The sequence below is a fragment of the Mesorhizobium loti CJ3sym genome (assembly GCF_000472785.1).
Taxonomy (GTDB): Bacteria; Pseudomonadota; Alphaproteobacteria; order Rhizobiales; family Rhizobiaceae; genus Mesorhizobium; species Mesorhizobium loti_E.
In genome coordinates, this window is the sequence record NZ_KI421462.1 from 193,758 (window position 1) to 215,760 (window position 22,003).

General features: G+C 59.9%; 14 protein-coding genes. 6 read left to right on the forward strand and 8 right to left on the reverse strand.

The annotated features are described in order from the left end of the window. Positions 1–176: 176 nt before the first annotated feature. From A3A9_RS0137325 to A3A9_RS0137335, 3 genes are all read right to left on the reverse strand, one after another. Positions 177–2,654, reverse strand: a complete 2,478-nt coding sequence (locus A3A9_RS0137325; RefSeq protein ID WP_027033395.1) for a hypothetical protein — start codon at positions 2,652–2,654, stop codon at positions 177–179. Continuing rightward, positions 2,654–4,141 (reverse strand): hypothetical protein, encoded by a 1,488-nt coding sequence (locus A3A9_RS0137330; protein WP_027033394.1) that lies wholly within the window; start codon positions 4,139–4,141, stop codon positions 2,654–2,656. The genes A3A9_RS0137325 and A3A9_RS0137330 overlap by 1 nt, the downstream gene beginning before the upstream one ends. 109 nt (positions 4,142–4,250) lie before the next feature. Then, complete coding sequence (locus A3A9_RS0137335; RefSeq protein ID WP_027033393.1) at positions 4,251–5,024, reverse strand: hypothetical protein; 774 nt, start codon at positions 5,022–5,024, stop codon at positions 4,251–4,253. A gap of 96 nt (positions 5,025–5,120) precedes the next feature. Between A3A9_RS0137335 and A3A9_RS0137340 the strand changes: the two genes are divergently transcribed. Together A3A9_RS0137340 and A3A9_RS40965 are read left to right on the forward strand one after the other, a co-directional pair. Then, complete coding sequence (locus A3A9_RS0137340; RefSeq protein ID WP_032925927.1) at positions 5,121–9,776, forward strand: hypothetical protein; 4,656 nt, start codon at positions 5,121–5,123, stop codon at positions 9,774–9,776. A gap of 223 nt (positions 9,777–9,999) precedes the next feature. After that, complete coding sequence (locus A3A9_RS40965; RefSeq protein ID WP_152536314.1) at positions 10,000–12,216, forward strand: hypothetical protein; 2,217 nt, start codon at positions 10,000–10,002, stop codon at positions 12,214–12,216. A gap of 207 nt (positions 12,217–12,423) precedes the next feature. Here A3A9_RS40965 and A3A9_RS0137350 read toward each other — a convergent pair whose 3' ends face one another. The 4 genes from A3A9_RS0137350 to A3A9_RS0137370 form a co-directional block, all read right to left on the reverse strand. Continuing rightward, the gene (locus tag A3A9_RS0137350; protein WP_027033391.1) at positions 12,424–13,482 is read right to left on the reverse strand and encodes a hypothetical protein; all 1,059 of its coding nucleotides are present in this window, start codon (positions 13,480–13,482) and stop codon (positions 12,424–12,426) included. A gap of 93 nt (positions 13,483–13,575) precedes the next feature. After that, positions 13,576–14,085, reverse strand: a complete 510-nt coding sequence (locus A3A9_RS0137355) for a hypothetical protein (protein ID WP_027033390.1) — start codon at positions 14,083–14,085, stop codon at positions 13,576–13,578. A gap of 401 nt (positions 14,086–14,486) precedes the next feature. Further along, positions 14,487–15,182 carry an SMC-Scp complex subunit ScpB gene (scpB, locus tag A3A9_RS0137365; RefSeq protein ID WP_027033389.1) on the reverse strand — a complete coding sequence of 232 codons (696 nt, stop codon included), beginning with the start codon at positions 15,180–15,182 and terminating at the stop codon, positions 14,487–14,489. Positions 15,183–15,184: 2 nt separating this feature from the next. Further along, positions 15,185–16,138, reverse strand: coding sequence for a DUF1403 family protein (locus tag A3A9_RS0137370; RefSeq protein ID WP_027033388.1), 954 nt, complete (start codon positions 16,136–16,138; stop codon positions 15,185–15,187). A 723-nt stretch (positions 16,139–16,861) separates the two neighbouring features. Between A3A9_RS0137370 and A3A9_RS0137375 the strand changes: the two genes are divergently transcribed. The 4 genes from A3A9_RS0137375 (at position 16,862) to A3A9_RS41650 (ending at position 19,812) form a co-directional block, all read left to right on the forward strand. Beyond that, positions 16,862–17,155: a DUF2604 domain-containing protein gene (locus tag A3A9_RS0137375; RefSeq protein WP_027033387.1), complete on the forward strand. Its 294-nt coding sequence runs from the start codon at positions 16,862–16,864 to the stop codon at positions 17,153–17,155. Further along, a complete protein-coding gene (locus A3A9_RS0137380; protein WP_027033386.1) occupies positions 17,148–17,765 on the forward strand; it encodes a putative metal-binding protein in 618 nt (205 codons plus the stop codon). Before A3A9_RS0137375 ends, A3A9_RS0137380 begins: the two co-directional genes overlap by 8 nt. 8 nt (positions 17,766–17,773) lie before the next feature. Next, positions 17,774–18,250 carry a Mov34/MPN/PAD-1 family protein gene (locus tag A3A9_RS0137385; RefSeq protein WP_224713146.1) on the forward strand — a complete coding sequence of 159 codons (477 nt, stop codon included), beginning with the start codon at positions 17,774–17,776 and terminating at the stop codon, positions 18,248–18,250. 104 nt (positions 18,251–18,354) lie between these two features. Next, positions 18,355–19,812: an E2 ligase fold family C protein gene (locus A3A9_RS41650; protein WP_224713147.1), complete on the forward strand. Its 1,458-nt coding sequence runs from the start codon at positions 18,355–18,357 to the stop codon at positions 19,810–19,812. A gap of 49 nt (positions 19,813–19,861) precedes the next feature. Here the strand turns inward: A3A9_RS41650 and rlxS are convergent, their stop codons facing one another. Next, on the reverse strand, positions 19,862–21,832 hold the full coding sequence (rlxS, locus tag A3A9_RS0137395; protein WP_027033384.1) for a relaxase/mobilization nuclease RlxS: 1,971 nt from the start codon (positions 21,830–21,832) through the stop codon (positions 19,862–19,864). Positions 21,833–22,003 lie beyond the last annotated feature (171 nt).

Sequence of the window (22,003 nt, forward strand, 5' to 3'; positions counted from 1 at the left end):
CATGCGGTAACGATGATGTCGCGGTCGTGGAAGGAGTATTCCAGTTCCGGCAGCCCCTCATAAAGGCTCTTGAGGCGGGCGCGTAGAGTTCGGCAGTCCGTTGACGCCGGCGGCCGGGGAAATGACAAAATCGTACAGGCCGGGGCAGACCGCTCCTCGTTCAGGACAGTATGGAATTATCGGAACGAGAGGCTAGCCGGTGTCAGGATTTGCTTGATGGTATGCTTCACGGCCTCGGGAAGCTCGACCGCATCGATAACATCGAGAATCGGAACTGCCCTACTTCCCTGATATCTTGCGTGCCGGGCTTCCCCTAGCAGGAAGAAGCCCGCGTTGCTTTTCCTGTCGAAATCCGTCTCGGCGACGGCGAACTGATTGCCTATCCAAACAATCTCGCCGGAATAGATGCGCGGACGGGTGACTGTTGCGAGCAGTTGATCCGGATCGGTCAGATTTTTCATCAATGCTCGGATGGCGGCGCCACCTTGAACCCAGCTCAGCCAAAAGTCAGGCAGGGCTTCCACGAGGCCCGCAATATGTACCGACAGTCGCTCGAGGCTGTCCATAGCCTCATCATCGCCCAGGGTTAGCCATGGATGGGCCGCAGCGAGACGTGTCGCGGCAAAATTGAACCAGGTCCCTGCCTCTGGCTTGTTGATGAGATCTGCGATCCAGAGCGTCATCGCAGCCGTCAGGTCCGACGACTGCATAAGCGCGGGTGCCTCTGGATGAGCCTCCACGTAGAGATCAAGAAGCGGGCGGCTTCCGTTTCCGAAGAATAACGCATGAAATAGTCTTGCACTGGCGCTGTCGACTCTCGCCTTGTCCATGCCTTCGCGCCGTCTCGCGATACCCAAAAGCAGAGCAACTGTACGGATGTCGGCAGCAAGGCGTGGCGGAGGCCTGCTTTCGAGGAATGCCATCGACGACATGGATGACACAGCTCTATCGATCAGCCGCGCGAGTTTCTCGACTTGCGTTGGTTCGAGCGGCTTGGCAGGTGCCCGTGGTTCTTTCGGCTCCGGCGGGTTCCCGTCCGGATTGTCGGTTGAATTGTCTGATGGATCTCCGTTGCGCGGGCCGACCCCGCCGAGTCTGAAATAGTCATTCATCAGACTCCATTCGTCGGTCGTGAGGTATCCCCCACCCGAAACCGGCGCATAGCTGCGCCGGCCAAACCCAGTCGAGAACACGTCTTCAAGATTGTAGTCTATCGCCGAAGCGCCCTTCGCGCCTCGCGTGCCGGCCCAAGGTACCGGGCTCTTGTAGTGCTCGACGACAAGCGTAAAGATGTCGATGAGGCCTTCGGAGCTGATCGTTCCCTCGTTTCCGGCAAGCCTCGTTTGAACGTCGAACTCTGGCCGACCAACACGGAGTTCAGCCTCGTGGTCGATCCACATCGGAGCGCTGCGGACCGCGCCAGCAGGCGTGTCGATTTCGACCCAAAGGCGGGTTCCGGGACCGGGAACAGACACACGAAAAGAGCCGGTCTCGTCAGCGACTGCAATTAGTGAACCTGTATGCAAAACAACCCTGATGTCGGACGGGGTATCGCCGCCGGCGAAGGCACAGCGCACGACCAACGAACCTGCGTCGAAGCTGGCTGAAAGCACTCGCACCGGAGGATTTTCGATTTCGTCCCAATCTGCATTAGGCGCGGTTTCTGGTAAGTCGGGAGGACTATCCGATATTTGGATGCCCGAAAGAAGCTCTTCGTATTCTGCGTTAGAAAGATGGGAAATCGCCATTAGCTCGGCGTTGCCGTTATCACTACGCAGCAATGCGGCGCGCGAGCAATTGGCGCTCCCGGCTAGTATCACCACGTGATCGGTGTAACGCGCCGCGTAAAGCTTGGCGTGAATCGTTTGCCGTTCCCCGGCGCCCGGCGCAATCCCAACAATACGTGCAGACGAGGGCAGTTTGGCCCCCGCCTTTGAAGAGAGCCCCTCCTTACCATGCTGGATTAGCACGCGCATGGGGACGCCGAGACGGGCTGCAAGTTCGTTCACCGCCGCCCCCTCGGGGTCGAAATAAGGGGCCATCATGTCGAACGAGGCTGGGGGTTCCTGGAACTGGGAAAGCATTCGATCCATGAGCGGAGTGTCCGCAGGTAGCTCGACCAGGCGATCGGGCTCAGGCAGGTCGGCTGCCCATGCTTCTGAGCGGAACGGGTCGAGGACTGTCGCACGCACGGCGTCGCTCGCCCCAGCCATGCCACAGACCTTTTCGAGGTAGTCACGGAAAGCGGCGATTGCCGGTCCGCCTTCACCTGGAAAGTTGAAATAGGTCCAGATCTCGCGATTGCTGCTCCATCCCCCATGGCCAAGGTTGCCGCTTCCGATAGCAAGTCGGGTGCCTTCCTCGCCTGCGAGGAAGATTGCTTTGGGATGGAAGCGCCGCCCGACTCCAAGATCGATCGGGACTACACGGTATGACCGACCAACGCGGTCAGCGATCACGCTTTGCCGATTAAAAGATGCGGCGGCACAGCCTGCATCGGCGAACACCGTGAGCCGCGGTGCGCCGCTCTTGCGCAACTGGTTCACCAGGATGGCTTGCGCAAACATGAAGTCGATGTTGTGGGTTAGGACCACGGCCGTCGTGGCGCGCTTACTCGCATCGACCAAGCGCTGGAGAACGTTGACCTCACCCATCAGCCGACCACATCTGCGGCGATCACGCCACCAGAGCCAATGTTGAGCATCCCTATGTCGCCAAGGATACGCATCGTATTCTGCAGACGGCTGCCAGAATAGTTGGGGCTGAAGTCAATATCCGTGGGAACGAGAACTGGACCTTCAGGATAGAAGCGCAGCGAACAGTCCTGATGGTTACCCATCTTTCGCATCGTATTGGCGATATGGCGCTGCGCGACGCACTCATCGCAGATAGCGCGGAGCACCGCCCCGAGTGTGCCAGTTCCGGCTGCCACCAGCTGGATCGCTCGTGCAGAGGGCGCCGACGCCCCGCTGCTTGCGCCTGGAACGACGCCGATGGATTGTGCGTCCCGCGCCTGCGTCACCAGAATTTCGAAGGCGCGGATTGCCTGGATGTGTGGTTCGAGATGAAAGTCGGCGGGACGCAACAGGCCGCCGCTAAACGCTCCAGGCTGCACAGTAAGTGCCGCGACGTCGACCGGTGAATTCCAGTGATCTGTGAGCGGCTCAGAAGCAACAGCGTGTGAGGACCAGATGGCGATCAACTGCGCGACCGACATGCTGCCGTCGTCCAGGAGCGTTCTCGTCATAGCCGCGAGGAGCAACTCAAGAGCAAAATGCACACGCCGGTGCCACTCGAAGCTCGCCCACTCAAGTTCTATACCGTCCGCACCCTCGAGTACTGCACGATCATAGTTTCGGGCGATCAGCTCGCTGGCACTGGCTGGCTCGACTTCGAGTTCTCGATGCAGCCATGAACGTGTATCGATCATCCGCTGATAGGCTTGAGCAACCAGCTTTGCCGCTATTGAGCTCCCCGGCACCCATGGCTGTTCAAACGCTTCTCGCAAGAGATCCACCTCGCGGCCAAAATCAGCAATTCTGGCGAGAGAGAAGGCTGAAACCGCTTCGCGCGCCGTGTCGTAGTCGAGGTCGCCGCCGTCGCGTAGCAAATCGACCAATCGAGAGCTTCCGAGCGCCTTGCTACGCTCTTGATACATGGCTGTGCCGCGCGCGGACAGGCCGAATGGCAGGCCACTTGATCCAGGACGAGATTCGACAAAACCGAGCGCGCTGGCAGGCCCGAAATACGTCGCGAGCACTGCGAGGTTCCCGACGTCGGGCATGCGCACGGTCTTGCCAGTGACAAGGGTGGCCATCTCGTCGAGATAGAAGTCCGACCCCATGGTACCTATCCGTGAGGCACCCTCATCGACGAACGTCGCTGCGAGCACAAGAAACCGAACCCGGTTTAGGTGGACGGCAAGCGCATCTTTGTCATGCCGCACGCGGCCGCCAGCACTCTCGTGAACAAAATATTGGCCGATCGCCCACGGAAGGACCGAAATGTATCGGGCACGAATTGAGATGGTCGTGAGCCCATTGGTCAGCGAGGCCTCGATATTTTGGTCGAGTGCTCGGATGCCTATAACATCGAGGCCCTTAGTCTCGCTGCTGAGACGCGCACCCCAAGCAATATTCATGTTCGATCCCCAATGAGTTCAATAACTGGGCTACGAAAAATCTGCAGCGCGCGCATGAAAGGGCAGTCGAAGCTTGGATAGAACATCTGCATCACAGTCGAACGCGAAATCAAAGCTTGGCTTCGACGTGATCCCGGATTGCCCTTTCGTGTTCGCGTACGAGTTCTTGGAAGCTCTCGAAGGCCGCGTAGAAGCGCATCTGTTCTTGCTCCAGCAGCTTCACAATCTTGGCAAGATCAAGCGGGCAACGTCCACCGAATCCGTAACGAACCCGCCCCGTAGACGCATTGACGGTGCGCGTTACGAACTGAGTCATCCCAACCACGAACCGCGGCGAGAAGCGATGATTGTAGGCGTGGCGGAAGTCCCCGGTGCCATCGCGAAAGGCACGTGCGCCAATGGCATCAAGCGCGCGCTTCAGCCGCTTGTAGCCTTTCCACGATTTGCCATAGCTGTCAGCAACGTGAGGATAGATCTCGCAGTCGAGCGGCAGGTCGTCGCGCCAAGTAGCTGGAAACTTTAGCATGTTCGCCTGGTGACACAGGTGAGCCGCGGCGAACGCAAAGCGCCCCTTCACAACATAGGGAAGGTTCACTGCGGTGGTTGCAAGCTTGTCGATGAATTCGCGGTTGGCCTCCAACTGACTCTGTTGCGTCAGCGGCTCGACAACAGTCGACCAAGCCGTCAGGCTGTGAACGTCGTTAGTAAATCCATTGACTGTATTGGCCAGTTCACGACCGAATTCGTCGAGCATCCACGAATACGCCATCCATTGGGCGTCCAGGGGGTTGGGCAAGCTCGACCAGTTGTAGGGCATATATCGGCCAGTGAATGGCGTAACCTTCAAAGATTGCCGGTATTGTCGATAGAGCACGATCCCCATTAAACAACTTCTACTCGACAGCTTCTAAAACGCCATATCTGTCAACGTCATTTCTGACGGATTGCACTAGTATTTTTCGACGCAGGGATTGGGTCGATGGGTGTTCACGGCTATGACATTTCCATGGTGAACCAACGCGGTAGCGGACCATCCACTGGGCTGACAGAAGGTGTCGGGCCGGCCGCCGGAAAAAAAGATATGAATAAGCTCGTGCCATCAACCGGAGGATTGATCGGCATCAACCTGGATTCAGAAACGGCCGGACGACGGGCGATCGCCGGCTTCCTCCTTCAGATTCTGCGGAGCATCAAGCTTGGTCTGGACATGACCCTGACCCTGTCGCCGCTAGCCGACGGCACACAAATGGTCCTCCACCTTGAGCCAGCTGAGGGCAGCGATCATCAGGTCGTTGGCGGTGCGAGTGACATCGTCGAGCAGGTAAAGATGCGCGCCAGCCGTCGCAAATGGACAAGTGGTGAAATCGCGTCGAAAGTCTTTCCAGATCTGCTCAAGGCCGTGAAACTGGCTGCCGACCAGCAGTTTCGCTTCGTGACAAATAACGCTGAGGGCCTCGCGCCGCTCCAAGCGTATATCGCCTCCCGAGGTAAAAGCTCGGAGCGACAGCATCGCTGGGGCAACGCTCGTCTCACAACCATCGCGTTCGAACAGCGGTTGGCAGAGGCCGCCGGTCTTATCAAAGTCAATGCCGAGCTGCGACACCTGCTCGACCGATTTGAGATCGAGATCATTGCCGCCGACGTTACTCAGGATGCAATCGACAAGGCCCTAACACCACTGCTGAGGAAAGACGAGGTCGCCAGTGACAAGCGTTTCCAGCTGCTTGGGCAGTTAATGACGCTCGCAACCGATGGCGCGAAGCTGACACCTGCGGAACTGCTCACCCTGATTAATCCGCAGGCCCATCGCCTGCTCGCTCATATTCAGTCCTTGCCAGCTCTTCTCGCCCGCCACGTAGACGAGGACGCCCAGTTGATTGGCTACGTGCCTTCTCAACAAGCTCGTCTAGCACTTCCCAAACTGGTCTCCAACTTTGCGATCCTCTCCGGTGAATCCGGACAGGGAAAAACCTGGACACTCGCCCAACTCGCGTTCGACCAGATCGCGCGTGGCGAACTCGCCATTGTGATGCGTTCGCCCACCAAGATTGAAGACGTTGTCAACTGTATCAGCGAACGGATTTGGCAACCGGCGCATCCGGACCGCGGGACGATCGCGGTCGTCGCAAAGGTTCTAGGGGACGCGTTTCGCGACGAAAACGGTAACTGGCTAACCGTCTACATTGACGATGTTCAGGATCGCGAGTTCGCGCAGAGGCTGGCTCGATCGAAGTGGGATGAATACGGCGTCCGCATCGTAGTCTCCGCACAGCCGCGCATCACAAACGTGATCCGGTCGATCCGTGAGGGAGTCCAGATCATCGAAATCGGCAATTTTCGCAGTGCGGATCTACACCGCTTTTTGAGGCACCACGACCTTGCAGAAGCGTTGGAGACGATGCCGGACGACGTCTTCGAGTTGCTCCTGAAGCCGGTCCACGCGAGCATCTTCGTGCAGCTACCAAAACGAGCATCCTGGGCCGGCGTTTCTGAATATGAACTCTTCAGCGCCTACTGGGAGTATGCAAGTCTGCGAGCACGTGAGCAGTCTGATCATCCAACCGACAAATATGCGTTGCGGTCGCTCGCTGCTCGGCTTCTAACCGGAAAGGGCTACTATCCTTGGCGCGTCACTGACCTCCATGCGGTGAACCTCGACGATCACGCGGTACTGAGGCTTGAACAGGTTGGGCTGCTTCGCCGGCCAGTGCCCGATCGCTTCCTGTTTGCTGCAGACCGGATGCTGAACTGGGCGATCGCGGAGTCGTTGGCGGACAATATTCAGGAGGACGAGCTTTCAGCCGAGCAAGCTGAAGCGCTTTTCGCCTCCATCGACGGGCTCCAGACAAAGAAGAAAGAACCGATTGGATCGCGTCTCGGCTATGTCTATTTCGACGCGCTTTGGCTGCTCGCGCGTCAATCTGAGCCCGAATTCGTTGCCGACCTCATCCAGGAACATGTCGCACGGCTTCCTGAGGATACCCACTCAGAAGACCAATGGCGGAACGGCTACGGCAGTCTCGGAGGTGCGATACTATCCGCGCTGGAGGTTCTTACGCTTGGTACGTTTGACGAGCGGGACTTGGGCATTTTACGCAACGTCCCGCACGCCCTCGCGGCCGTTGCGGCATCCGACCCTGGGCCGGTTGGCGACCTGATCGCCCGCCAGGTCGCGTCTCCAAATGAGGTGGCGGTGGACATAGGGCTGCGTGCAGCCTGCTTGGTGCAAGCGCCAGCCGCGCTGACCGCCATTTGGGATGAGCATCTCAAACGCGCTCTCGCCTATGAGCAGGCGAGGTTAGCTTCGGACGTCGACACCCGCTCGCAGGCAATCTTCGCGCAGCAATTGAGCTCGGAGGCGCTTCACGTAGCCATAAGCGCGAACCCAGGTTGGCTAGACCCCAAGCTTGCTACCGAGACCAACGAGATCGCGGTCAGTCAACTGCTCTGGATGCTCAAGGATGAGAAGACAGTCGATAGCGACCTCGCCGCCGAAATTTGGGAGAGGCACCGTGAACGTATCGTGGCGCTTATGCCAACTCCCAGCGCCGCGCTTATCGAAGCGATCGGTCATTTTCAAGAAGCGTCACTCCTTCCGATGCTGGATGCCGCCCCGAGCTCAGGAGAGTGGACGCATGCTCGCGTCTTACGAAGCCGCGCCCGTGTTGCACCGCACGAGGCAATTCGCCAGATCGCGGAAGGCACCGACAGCTACGGATGGGGGGCGGCGAACTGGTGGTTTGACGAACTGGCGGCGGTGGATCCCGATGGTCTTGCGGCCGCAATTCGCGCACGCGCCCACGCCGGTGACGACCCGCTCACGGATACCGTCTTGTACTATGGCTTCAATCCCGAGGCGATGGATGCGCGGACCCTTGATGAGGTGCTCGACGCCTTCGCCGAAAAGCTCCGCGTGTTTAGTGAAAGCAATGCGAACACCGATGCTCATGAAGGGCGCCTGCACCACCCCTTGAATTTCCTGCCGCGCCTTAGCGAGCGCTGGCAGTTTGAAGCCCTGCGCAGGCGCTCAGGTACAAAGCTGGAGAAGGAGCTTGTGCAGTTCGCCGCCGCACGGCGGGGCCGTATCTCGATGACTCGCGATAACACGGGCAATGAGTGTGAGCGTATCCTCGCAATGATCGGTGGGTCCGGTTATGACGATCTGGTCCTTGCTGAACTCAGTCGACCAAACGTCTTTGGTCGCCAGGACGGGTTCATCGCCGCGCGCTGGACAAACGATGACCGGGTCGCGGCGGCGCTCGCAAAGTCGCCCGGTGATCCTGAGAATCAGACCTTTGATCAGGTCGTGCGGATGGAAGCACTGGCCGTGCACTGTTGCGACGAGCAGCTCGAAGCGATGGTTCGTGCCGGCACCCCGATTTACGTCAACGCAGTGGGGATGCGCTGTTCGATCGATCGCGACATGTCGGGCTTGCGTACTCGCATTGCTGATCTGCTAGCATCGGGCGACATCGAGTCACTCGACATAGCGGCTGCTCTCACCGGCTTCCTCGGGGGGGCCGAGGAGGCGCAGCCTCTGGTGGCAATCTATCTGGCGCCAGCGACAAAGCAGCAGACTCGGCACCGGACTCTGGCTTCGTTCCGCGCGCTTCACTTTTACACCCCTGAGCTACTCCCTATCGCTCGAGACATGATTGCGGAACGGATCGACGACGAGGCCCAGTTCGTAGCAACGTATTTGGCCGAGGTCGGCGACGATGGCGCGAGACAGGCCGTGATCGATTGGTTGTCGAGCCAAGACCTCGGTAGCGCTTCCGCGTCGCGAAGGAGGTATCTGACGGCACTCGTCGAACATCCCAGCGGCAAAGCGGCAGTGGTGGAGTACCTTCAACGATCCCGCGCGAATGGTCATCTCGTGGTGGATGGCGGTCAGCTGCGGCTGCTTGCCGAGGCCGGCGACGGCTGGGCCCAAGAACAGTTGGTGCGCGCGAGCTATCGCTATTCTGGTTTCGACCGAGGGAATGTAATCGCGGCGATCGACTATCTGCGGAAAGAAGAACCTGACGAGGCCTACTTCGCTGCACAGCGCCTGCTCAGTCGCCATGCGGTCGCCGTAGCGGGCGACCTCATGCTTGAAATTAATCCCGATCGGGCCGGCCCCGAGTTGATCGAGCGTTATCGGCATGCAAAACCGTCGCTGCGCCTCCAGCTCGAGCGCAGACTGCGTGCGCACTTGGGAGGCAATGTTTTGGCGGCGTTGGTGACGCCTCTCGCGAGCGCCTTGCCGGCGGCCGACCGCAAAACAGCCGCACAGTTAGCGGCTGTGGTTCCCCCTGGCGAAGCTCTGCCCTGGCTTGACCGACTGGCGAGAGACTCGTCGCCCGCTGTGCAGCAAGCCGCCCGAATGGCGCTTCGTCAACGTCGCCTCGAGACGACAGCGATGGCTCACCGTGATCTTCTGCTTTCGTCCCCCAAGCCCCTTCAGTGGGCCAGGCTTTTGACCATACTTGAACTTGTCGATCCTTTCTATCTCTGGGCTCGTGACGATCCCGCAAATCTGAGCGAAGTCTTCGACGCGCTTCCATTCGAATTCCTCCACGAGGGACGCCAACTTGGAAAGAAGCAGCTGAAGCGCCGAGAAGACGCAGCCGCGAAAGCTGACAAGGATCATTGAGATTTCCGGAACTGCGATGACCCAGTTCTGTGTCGCAAGGCCGCAGGGATGGGCTAAGACCACCGGCCGCCTTGAATCAAAAAGGGGCAGACGGCCATTTGGGCAGCCAATTCGAAATTAGAGCCTAGCGCACCCTCGAAGTAGTTGATCCGCAAGGGAATTAGTGCAGTTTTGGCAGATTGATTTGATCCGGCCTAAGACATCGAAGACGGGGTGCGGGATTATGAGCTACGACCTCAGTGCACTTGGTTGGAAGGCATTCCAGGACTTAGCTGCTGCCGTAGCCGCGGAGATATTGAAGCGGCCCGTACAAACGTTTCTCGGATCGAATGACGGCGGACGCGACGCCGCGTTCTTAGGGCGCTGGGAAGACTCGGACGGTGCCACCTCCAAGTCAACAATCCAATGCAAGTTTCTTGGAAAGCCGGGAGCAAACCTAGCTCTGTCCGATTTAAAAGACGAACTGCCCAAAGCGGAAAAGCTTGCGGCTGATGGCCTCGCGGAAGACTACATCATCCTGACCAACGCCGGCGTTTCCGGTGATGCCGACGCTCAGATCTGCGCGGCATTTGAAGGTGCGGGCGTCAAGAGATGCCGCACATTCGGCGGAACATGGATTATCCAGCAGCTGACCGAGAACCCCAAGCTGCGCATGCTGGTGCCCCGCGTCTACGGCATCGGCGACTTGTCCCACATCATAACCGGTCATGGTTACAAGCAGGCCAAGGCCATTCTGGAATCGATGGGGTCCGACCTCAGCTGCTTCGTGCCGACGGACGCCTACCGGTCGGCAGTGAAAGCATTGCAGGAACACGGCTTTGTAATTCTATTGGGCGACCCCGCCTCCGGCAAATCCACGATCGCGGCAATTTTGGCGCTCGGCGCCATCGATGACGGCTGCCTGGGCGCCTTGAAGATCAACTCACCGGATCAGCTTAACCTGTGGCACCCGGGGGAGAGGCAGTTCCTCTGGGTCGACGATGCGTTTGGTCCCAATCACTTCGACGCTTCTCGGATGAGCCGCTGGAATGCCGAACTTGGTACCCTGCGCGCCGCTGTCGAAGGTGGCGCGCGTATCGTCTTCACCTCCCGCAACTACATCTGGGAGGCCGCCAAACCCCACTTGAAAACAAGTTCCTTCTCTCTGCTCAAGGAAAGCCAAGTGGTTGTCAACGTCCATGCGCTCTCCGACGAGGAGCGAGCTCAGATGCTGTACAATCACGTTCGCCGCGCCCAGCCCCAGCAGATACGCCATCGCCTGAAGCCATTCCTCCCCGCCATCGCCGTCAGCAAAGCGTTTTTGCCGGAAACTGCTCGCCGGCTTGGCGATCCGCTCTTCACCAAGAACCTCATCATCGGCGAGGAACGTCTAACGCGCCTAGTGGAGCACCCGGTTGAGTTCCTGACCGAGGTGCTGGCGCAGCTGGACGACGCGTCCCGCGCCGCAGTCGCCCTCATCTTCCTGAATTCGCAAGCCGGAGTACCCTCCCCTATCACCGCGAGTCCAGCTCTCGAAATGGTCACTCGTCTCGTGGGCGTAAAGCCCGCCGATCTGGCTCGTGCGATGCAGCATCTCAACGACAGTTTGACCCGACTAATATCGGAGGATGATGGCAACCGGTGGGTGTTCCGCCATCCAACGATTACCGACGCCTTCGCCACCCTCGTCGCAGCCTCGCCCGAACTGGTAGAGCTTTATGCTCACGGCGCTAAACTCGACCGCCTGCTCGGTGAAGTCGCGTGTAATTCAAAGGCAGCAGAAGACGGGCGGATCCGGGTCCCTCCCGCTCTCTACCCGGGGCTCATCGAGCGGCTGAAGGCCAGCCCTTTGGATGAATCGTTGAAGTCTTTCCTAGGCGCACGCTGTGAAAGAGCCTTTCTCGCCATGGTACTGGAGGCCCGGCCAGACATTTTGGAGTGGGCCGCACGGGCGCCTGCGAGCGGTCAGGCGCTTGGCGGAAAACTCCTGATCGCCGCCCTGGCGTCGTGGGGCCTTCTGCCGGAAGAAGTGCGCCAGAAAATGGTGGCGGACATCCGCGAGCAATCGATCACTTGGCTGGACGCCAAGCCGCTGACGGACACATTGCTCCGACAGATATTCAAGGATGCTGAGTTCGCCGACTACGCCGAGGCGTTTCGTAAGGAATGGCTCTCAGACATTCCCAGCGTATTCGGTGAATTTAGTCGATTTTCCTCCGAGGACGCGCCGGGCATGTACAAGGAATTCAAGGAAAATCTGAAGGTCGCGCAGGCCTACTTTGAGCTGAAAAGCGACGACTCTTTTGACGAACTTTACGCCGAGATCGACGTCCACATCGAAGAACTTGAGTCCCTACAATCGGCTCCTGATAGCTCGGCCTGGAGCCCCACCTCGATGGAGAAATCGGCAGTACTGCCCTCTGACGGACCTGGCTTAATTTTCCACGACGTCGACGGCTAGGCGGTCAGTTTTCCGGATCGGGTTTCGCAGGACCCGTGATCGCAATCGAGCGTATTGGTAACGATGCGTTGCCTTCTGGTTAAGGAGCATTCGTCAATGTCCGACGACTGTGGCAATGGCTGAGCGGCGATCAATGCTCACGCAGCAGGCATCTACCGCCAAGCCGCATTTCCTTGACGATCTAGCACGGGAAGAATGGGTTAGCCGTCAATTTTCAGAACTGGTCCGCCGTAAAATATCGTCGGTACTGACATTCCACAATTGAGCTTTCGAGAGGATGAGCCGGCGAGCCAAACTTTCAACGTTGAAAACCTCATACGGGCCAAGGAATTCAGAGGAATCGCTGAATCCATGTGCCGTCATGAAATTTCGAATGAAGCTACTGATGTGGAGTGCGTCGGGGATTGTCAATTCGACATCACGAACAACTTGACCGTCGCTATACGGAGCCGGCGCCCCAAGCGTTGGCTTGATCCTATCTTCCGACCTGGATATCTCGCCCCTCACGATCCAATTCACCTTTTGGTCAACGTCTATCCCCGCCTCCTGGAGTCTATCCAAAATATCTTTCAACACGGCAGGGTTCCACTCGCCCGCCAGAAACCGCGCTTTAGCTGCGCTAGACTTCACTTGGAGTTTGATCTCTTCAATCGCTGAGAAGGCAAGATTGATTGCTATCGAGGTGTTTACGTGAGCTGAGTGGAGCTGGGAGCGCTTGTCGAAGATCTGGCCATACCTAGGGTGGGTTGACCACCATGTGATGCTCTCCGTTTCGAAGCTTCGCGATAGTTTGTGGATCGCATACACCAGACGTCTGTCCTGCCACGCAGTTGCAGCCAGCGCCACTGCAAGCGGGAAGTCGGGATCATGGCTGAATTGCTCAAAGAAACCATGACTCCGAAACACATCGCAGAAAACGCCTGTTTGTTCAGATGGATCGTCAGGCAGTTCAAAACCTCGGCGGAATGGGGCGTCTTGCTTGTAATTTCCTTCGATAACGTCGTTCGCCGCACGAACCAGCCCAATGATGTTGTTGGCCGTCGTCTCGTCCGAATCGATGACCATTAGTTGGCCGGCTATAGAGCCGGTCGGCCGCATAGTGAGCGCGTCAGGATGCGAGATTTCCGTCACCCCATTTTTGTAGAACCAAAATCGTTCTGACGGGTCGGCAATAAAGCGAATTTTCCAGCCCGCAGCCGAGCACATAAAATCGACTGCCTCAACGTGAGTGGGATTGAATATGAGGAAAGTGCAGTACGACGTCATCCTATTCCTACTCAGTGAAGCCGGGCAAATTCTTCAAACGGACTATGATGAGACGTCCGGCAGGATCCTTCCTCGCGCATCTCTCGCAGAAGGTCATGCCCCTTGACGAGGAACGAACGTCCAGAGCGAGAGTGTACCCCTCTTGCCTTGCCATTCCCGCCCCGCCCTAGTGAATCCGGACCGCTCAAGATTGTTTCTCATGGTGTTGCTGTCGGTCGTGGCATAGGCAGGCTCGCGGAGCTCTTTGAGGATAGCCTCGACGAGGCCGCCGGAGAGCCGTTTGCCCTGCATCTCTTTGGCGATCACAACATATCCCAACTCCGGCGCAGTTTCGTAGCCTGCGATCGGAGCCGCCGCTGCGGCGAACGTATTTACCCGGTATCCGGAGTGGGGGTTTTTTAGCGTGGCGACGCCGACGATGCGGTCAGTCGCCTTGACGCGGAGTAGCGCCAGCGTCCGTGTCCGCCCCAGTCGCGCACCAATTTGATCCGGGGTGCCTTTGACGGCGCCACCCTTAATCACGAGTTGGGTCAGCGACAGTCGGGCCTCCGAGTTGAGATCGCGGAAGACGCCGCACCACAGGTAAGTCTCGTTTTCGTCCATAAAGAACGCTCGGCGAGTAAGAGGGTAATCCAGCCCTATGTTGGGCCCTCAATGGGCTTTGGCTGGTAGTAGATAGCATCGAGCATAGCAACACGGACATCCCACATCTCCATTTCCCATGTCGTGGGGCGCGGGGTCTTGTACCAAGGTGCCTGTTGGATGGGGTCGATCACCCGCTCCCAGTAGTTCTTCAACCCGATGGTGGTGGGCGCAGACGAGAGGGAGTAGCGAGACCTGCCGTGTTGCCACCGTTCACGCAGACGAAGAGGTCGGGGCGTTTCACTGCGAGGAGCCGGGTGGCCGCCAAGACGCGCGGTACGCGGGATTGCGAGAATGCAGCGGTGAATGCTGCACACATTTCGGACACGCAACTGCCGGCGGTTGCTACGCGCCCCGGACAGTCAATCCTCGATCTCTGGGTGGGCGTTTCGATGGTTGGAAGAAAACCCCGGCACGATGTCGCCGGCCAGCAGCTTCTCCTTCGACAGCAGGCCTGCATCCTCCAGTGCCTCGAATTCGGGCAGCTGGCGCAGCGTGTCGAGCCCGAACTGCGACAGGAAAGTCTTCGTCGTTACATAGGTGTATGGCGCGCCCGGCTGCGGCGAGCGCGGCCCCGAGGCGATGAGGTCCTGCCCCCGCAGCACGCCGATCAGGTCGCGCGACACCTCCTTGCCGAAAAAGCTAGACAGCTCGCCGCGCGTGATCGGCTGGAAATAGGCAATGCACATCAAAACCAGTGCCTCCGCCTGCGACAGTTCTTTTGCCCCCTCGCCCGCTGCCGTGCCGAAGGCGGCGCGGATGGCGTCGCCAAAAATTTTCTTGGTCCGGTGCTGCCAGCCGCCAGCGACCGCGACCAGTTCATAGGGGCGGCCGGCGAGCTCGGCGCGGATGTCGTCGATGACCAGCTCGATATTGCAATTCCTTCCCACCACCCGCGCGAGGACACTGCGTGTCACTGGTTCATTTGCCGCAAAGATCACCGCCTCCACCCGGCCCATCCACTCACGCCAGCGCAGTTCTGGCGGCAGGTGATCGAGCTCGGTGTCAAGCAGCGCCGGCTGATCGTTCGACTTGCGGCGGGCAGAGGCTTCGCTCATCGCTAGAGTCCAAACAGCCGGAAGGTGGGACGGTCGGAGAGCTCGCGCACGGCCTCCAGTTGCTGCAGCCGCTCGAACAGCCGCCGGGATGCAAAGCGCGACAGATTCTTCGTCGTCAGCGATCCAGAGACGGCGTCTTCGTTGAACAGCAGGAAGACCACCTCGCCGGCGCCTTTGGAGCGCAATTTCGGCGCCACCGCCAGGAGTTTTGCGGCGCGGCGCGACAACTCGGTGGCCAGCCGGCAGGCATCGGCCGCAGCGTGAACCAGCGCGACGCAGACCGCCCGCTCAAAATTCTTGTCCCCTGGCCGGATGCGTTTGCCGCCGCCGTCGGGGCGAAAAGCCGGACCAAAGGCCTGAGCCATCAGCAGCGGCAGGGGCTGCGGCCACCCCAGGCTTTGCGCCAGCACTAGGTCGGCGAGCCACCAACCAAAAAGCTCGGCATCGGGCCTCATGGCGACGACGTGAGCGACGATCGCCGCGGCGGCGAACGGCGCCGGTCGCTGCGACCGCGCCAGGTTTTCAATGTCCCTACAGAGGTCGGCGAGCGCCGCGCTCTCCCAATGGAACCCGAGCTGGTCGAGTATCTTTTCGAGCCGGTCAGGGGTAGCGACGGGCGGCTGTCCGGCCAACTGCCGCCAGGCGCCAAAGATGGTGCCCGCGGGTCCGGAGTCGGCCCCGGCTGGGCGCAGATACCAGGCGTCGCGCAAGGCGGCCGCGTCCTCGGCGCGGCCGGCGAGCCGCATGCTGGCGGCGGCGCAGCTCAGCGCCAGCCGCTGCCGCCAAACGCCGGCCCAGGCAGGCTGTGCGCGGGCGAGCGTGTCGAGGACACCCAGGGCGGCGCCGGCCCGGAAGGCGGCGGCGCCGTCGCTCGGCGCGCCGGCGCTTGTGATCGCCCAAGCCGGAACGGAGGGCGGCGCACCCGAGCTGGCGGTCGCGGGATCAAGGCGAATCATGATTTGGAGAGTAAAGTGCCGGTGCGCTTATGGCCATGACTTTTGTGCCAAAACGCACAGCCTGTCGTGCGTCAACAACGAATGATAATGTTGCATTATCAGTCGCTTAACTCTACTCTTTCCACTCGCAACAAGTTAGCTGGATAACATCACTCTTCGGGCACACCCGGACGACGGTTTGGTGCAGCCACTCACGTCAATCCGGACAGTCCCGTCTTCTCGTCGCGACTATCCCGGTACCCGGTGTTGGTCACGGCGACCTGCTTCCGAGCCACCTTTCGAATAGGCCGAGCTCGGATCACCAACTCTAAAGCTCCGCGTGATTGCCTATTCGATAAACCCTCCGTCAAGATTGCAGCGGCTAGGAGCCGCCGCAGCCAAACCGTCACAGCGCCCGCCCAATCGAACCTGAAATCATACCGGCCGGCGGACTTGCACGGGGGCCGTCAGTGGAGCAGGCGCGTGAAAGAGCACATGAAATAGGTGTATCGCCAATATTTTCGTATTGCTCTAATCGATTATAGTTGTGAAGCGCAATTTCAGCCCGTTTACTTGCCGCTCAAGTCACGCATAAAAGAAGGTAGCACCGATTCGGTAGCTTATCCCCTGTCTTTTGCGTACTCGCGGCCCGTGGCGCCGAGTGGACGATTGAAGATCGCCGGTCTCACTAGCGGGTGGGCACAAGCGCCTGGGGCCGGTTGGCAAGCCACAGGAGTAGGACAAATGTCGAAGGATTCGGGTAAGGGCGATCACGGCGGCGGGCCAGGCAAGATCGAGATCACGGTGGTGGTGAACGGCCAGCCCACGCAGGTCGAAGCCAATCCCAACCAGCCGCTTCACGTCGTTCGTGCCAAAGCCCTTGAGAACACGCAGAACGTCGCCCAGCCGGCCGAGAATTGGGAATTCAAGGATGAGGCCGGCAACCTGCTCGACGTGGACAAAAAAGTTGGCGATTTCGGTTTCGCGAACATTGTGACCCTGTTCCTCAGCCTGAAGGCGGGTGTAGCAGGTGCCTGAAATCCAGACTGTGGACCCTGCGGTCTCGCGAGCGAAATTCGATCGGCAGATCGGCTGGTTCCAAACGCAAGCGGGCGCTTACCGGGCTCAGGGTTGTTTCCTGATCGAGGCGAGATTCCCTACTGCCTTCTTCATCTTCGCACCGCCCAAGATAAGGCCACAGATAATCGGTGCAGCTGTCGAGATCGACTTCTCCAATTACGACCTCCGACCTCCGTCGGTAGTCTTCGTCGACCCCTTTACCCGCCGGCCGGTTGCCCGCAAGGATTTACTGCTAAGTATGCTCAGACGACCGCATCTACCCGGAACCCCACCGGGTATGATTTCGGTCCTCATGCAGCAGAAAGCTCTGTCGCTATCGGACTTCCTCCAGGCCAACAGTGCGGAACATACGCCATTCCTGTGCATGGCAGGCGTCCGGGAATACCACGACAATCCAGCCCATTCAGGTGACTCATGGCTTCTCCACCGGGGTTCTGGCGAAGGCTGTTTGGCCTTTATCCTGGACAAGATCATCAAGTACGGGACCGGCCCCGTGGAGCAGATACAGTATCAGTTCCAAATCTCAGTGGGAGCGATGGTAGTACCCCCATCCGCCATCCCGGAATGAGCGTTTTGATGGATGTAACGACCGTGACGCTCCCGCGCCACTGCATCTCGACTGTGCATGCGCATCTGCGCTCGGTTGGTCGCGAAGGCAATGAGGGGATGGCGCTCTGGGTCGGCGTTCAGCAAGACCAGCATTTTGCCGTAACAGAGACCGTTATCCCGGCGCAGCGTCACATTCGGACGGGCGATGGTGTTTGCGTGATGGTTCCGGCCGAGGAACTGCACCGGCTTAATGTCTGGCTCTACAATAGCGGCCTGAAACTCTTGGCCCAGATCCATAGCCATCCGGGCCGAGCCTACCATTCGACGACCGACGATGCTTATGCGGTTGCTACCACGGTTGGGTGTCTGTCGCTGGTAGTGCCGAATTTCGCCCGCGAGCCTTTCGATTTTGCTCGAGTCGCCGCCTATCGGCTCGACGGAAAAGCCAACTGGAATGCGCTCCCTTCCGCGGCACTGTCGCGAATGATCACAATAACGAGTTGAACAATGGCACTCGCTAACTTTATCGGCCGCGCCGCCACGGCGGCATCTAGGTCCTAGCCGATTTTCATCTGGAGGACTTTAAAGCAGCTCTTGAAAAGCAGGTCGTGGCCGTCGCCTTTGACGATCAAGCCGCTTCCTGCGCCGAAGGCCAGGCGACACTAGATCTTGCGGTGAGGTTGCTCGCCAGGCTCTATCCAGTTCTGGCGATACTCCCGCTGGGCAGCGCGGCAAGCTCTCAAGCCCAAGCGCTGGAGCGCTTGGCAAAGTCGATAAATCCAAAAGTTGGCATCCGGCGTTCCGGCAAGTCTGCCACCATCTGCGTAGTTGCAGGGGTGACGCGCCCACCACTCCGGTGCCCGACCTTTTTCATGGGATCGGACGGTTGGGCGGCAAAGCTGTCGCGTACGGACCCGGTGGGCTCCGGCTCGAGTTTGCTGCCCTATGGAGCTGGCGCCGCCAGTTGCTTCGGCGCCGCCAACGTCTTTCGAACCATCTTCGCCGCCCAGCTGACCGGCGCCGAGTTAGACGAAACCATCGACCTCTCGTTATACAGCTACGACAAGACCAGAGCCGGCGAGGCAGGCCCGATCGACATACCTGTCGACCTTGGCGAAACGCACCTCGTTGGGCTCGGTGCGATAGGCCATGGCTCGCTTTGGGCGCTAGCGAGACAACCCGGTCTCACTGGTCGTCTGCATGTAATCGATCACGAAGCAATCGAACTCTCAAACCTGCAGCGCTACGCCTTGGCCGGCCAGGCGGAGATTGGCATGTCCAAGGCGGTTCTTGCAGCCACCGCCCTTAGATCGACGGCCCTTGGGGTCGAGGCGCACCCGCTGACGTGGGCAGAATATGTTGCGCGCCACGGCGACTGGGTCTTCGACCGAGTGGGTGTGGCGCTTGACACCGCCGCCGACCGTCTGGCGGTCCAAGGTGCTCTGCCCCGATGGATCGCGAATGCCTGGACGCAGGAGCACGACCTCGGCATCTCGCGGCACGGGTTCGATGACGGCCAAGCTTGCCTTTGTTGCATGTACCTGCCGTCCGGGAAATCCAAGGACGAGCACCAGCTGATTGCCGAGGAACTCGGAATACCGGAAGCACACGAGCAGGTGAAAACGCTCCTGCAGACCAATGCCGGAGTTCCCAACGACTTTGTAGTTCGGGTGGCTACAGCGATGGCTGTGCCGTTTGAACCGCTAGCCCCGTTTGTTGGCCAGCCCCTGCGTTCCTTTTATCAGCAGGCTATCTGCGGCGGTCTGGTGTTCCAGCTCAGTGATGGAAGTCGCCGCGTTCGAACCGTGGTTCCGATGGCCTTCCAGTCAGCGCTTGCCGGGATTATGCTTGCCGCCGAGCTCGTCAAACATAGCGCGGGTTTTCCCGTGGGCCCAACGACGAGCACTCGGGTGAATCTTCTGCGCCCACTTGGCTCCCACTTGCACGATCCGAAGGCCAAGGATTCCAGCGGCCGCTGCATCTGTAGCGATGACGATTTCATTGCCGCTTACAGGCGCAAATACGGCAAGAGCGTCGTACAGCTAAGCGATGTCTCCGCCGCCTAAGCAGACGCGCGAATGTCTCCGTTGCCGCCGAGCGGCGATGTGCGCGCCACTACGAAACGCTATGTCCGCTCCTCTGCCGTCCGAGGGTCCATGAGATAGCCTCCCCACGCGCCACACCGGAAACCTCCTTTCCGATGTACCGATCAAGCACCGGCCTCCATGGCACGAGCGTGAACTCGCGCGACTTCTCGATCACGGCATATTTGCCGCTGGCAAGCTCGACCGATCGGCGCAGCGTGCCTTCTATTCGTTCTCCAGGCTGCGCTTCGGCATACGAGAGACCGAGCTGATCCGACAGCTGGCCGGCGACACGGTTCAGCTCGCGCTGGCGCAGGATCGAAATCATGTTGGCACGATAGACGACCCGGTCCTGTTCTTCGTGCGCGAGGCCTTGCGCGATCAGCCACTGCCGCCGACGGGCATGCGCCTCCCGCACCTCATGCCCGAAGCCTGAGTTGCGCAACGGCTCCGGTCTCTCGGCAACCAGGTTCCGGTCGAGCCAGGTGGCGCCTTCGAAGCTGACTTGGCGTTCCAGCGGCATTGATGAGAGCTTCTCGACTATCACAGGCTCGACCCTGGCCCGCAGGCGCTCGTATTCCGCGACACGATCGAGATGATCCGGCGCGATGATCCAAGTGCCATTCGGCTCGCGCTCCACGCCGCCGGTGGAGCGCCGGATCGCCTCCAGCCGGCGGATATGCGTCTCGGCAAAGCTTTCGGTGGCGAACGCATCATGCTTGAGGTGCATATCGACGCTGTAACGGCCGCCGTGTGCGGTAGCGATGTCGGCGATTGTACGGTCGACTTGCCTGGGCTTGGTATCCCTCGACGTGACACGCACGATGCAGCCGTCGGGCGTCGGTTCTGTCAACTCGCCTTTGCCGATGTCTATCCAATGGCTTTTGCCGTCAACGCCGTCGACGATGAGGTAATGCCGATCGTTGATTTCGTCGGCGAGCCCGCGCGCGGCGAGGCGGCCGACGACCGGTGGGGAGGGCTCTTCACGTCGATCGTGGACAAGGTAATCGGCGGCACTGCGAGCGAGCCCCTTGCCAGTCAGCTCGCGGTGCATGGTCTTGATGATGTCGCCGCGTTCGCCGGTGCGGCGCAGCGTGGCTTCCAGCTCATCATCCAGGCGCCAGCGGACCGGGTCGACCTCCTCGGCTAAGCCCATCCGCTCGAGCTTGCGCAGACGGCCTTGATGCAGCGTCTGGCGAAAGGCGTCGCGGCCGTCCGTAGAAACAAGTCGGTCCTCATCGCGCATGCGCAGCAGCTGCCGGTCGATGCTGGTGAAGCGTTCCTGCTCCATTTCCTGGCGCAAGCGCTGTTCAATCTCGCGGTCGGTGCGGGGACCGAGGTCGAGGCTCACCAGTTCGGCCGCCCGCTCGCGAATGCCGCTCGAAATATACTCCCGCGCGATGACGAGGTTTTCGCCGCGATCATCCTTGCCGCGGACAATGATATGGGTGTGCGGATGGCCGGTGTTGAAATGGTCGACGGCAACCCAGTCGAGCTTCGTACCGAGGTCCTCTTGCATCTGCGCCATGAGACGGCGGGCGAGCGGCTTGAGGTCGTCATAGTCGATACCATCCTCGGGAGCGACGATGAAGCGGAATTGATGCCGGTCGCTATCCGCGCGATCGACGAAGGCCTTACTGTCGATGCGATCACTGCCGGGGCCATAGAGTTTGCCGGGTTCGCCTTCCCTGGTGACGCCATCGCGCTGGATGTAGCGCAGATGCGCACGCGCTCGGTCCGAACCCTTGCCGGCCAGCTTCACAATCCGCGCCTTGACCATCACCCGCCGCTGCCGGAAGGCGGCATACCGGTCGCGTGACTTGAGCAGCGCGGCCGCCGCCCCGCCCCGGCCTGTCCGGCTCCCCGTGAAGCGACCGCCGCGCTGGAGGCGGCCGCCGGCTCGGTTGATCGCTGCCTTGACCTGGCCGGCATAGCGCTTGCCTGCTTTCGAGCCGCGCGAGCCGATCTTGCCGAGCTTCGGCCTGAACTCATCGTCCTGCATACCAGCCTCCGGGCAAATTCAAGCGAAACCTGAGTCTCGCTGGCCCACCCTCCTGGCGCCGCCGGCAGCCTCCGGCAAAAACGATGTGCAGACAAAGGCTTCGCCGCCTCATGGAGGCGGTGCCTTTATCTTGCCTTACGCGCCCCTCGCCTTAAGCGTCCCTGGCCCCTC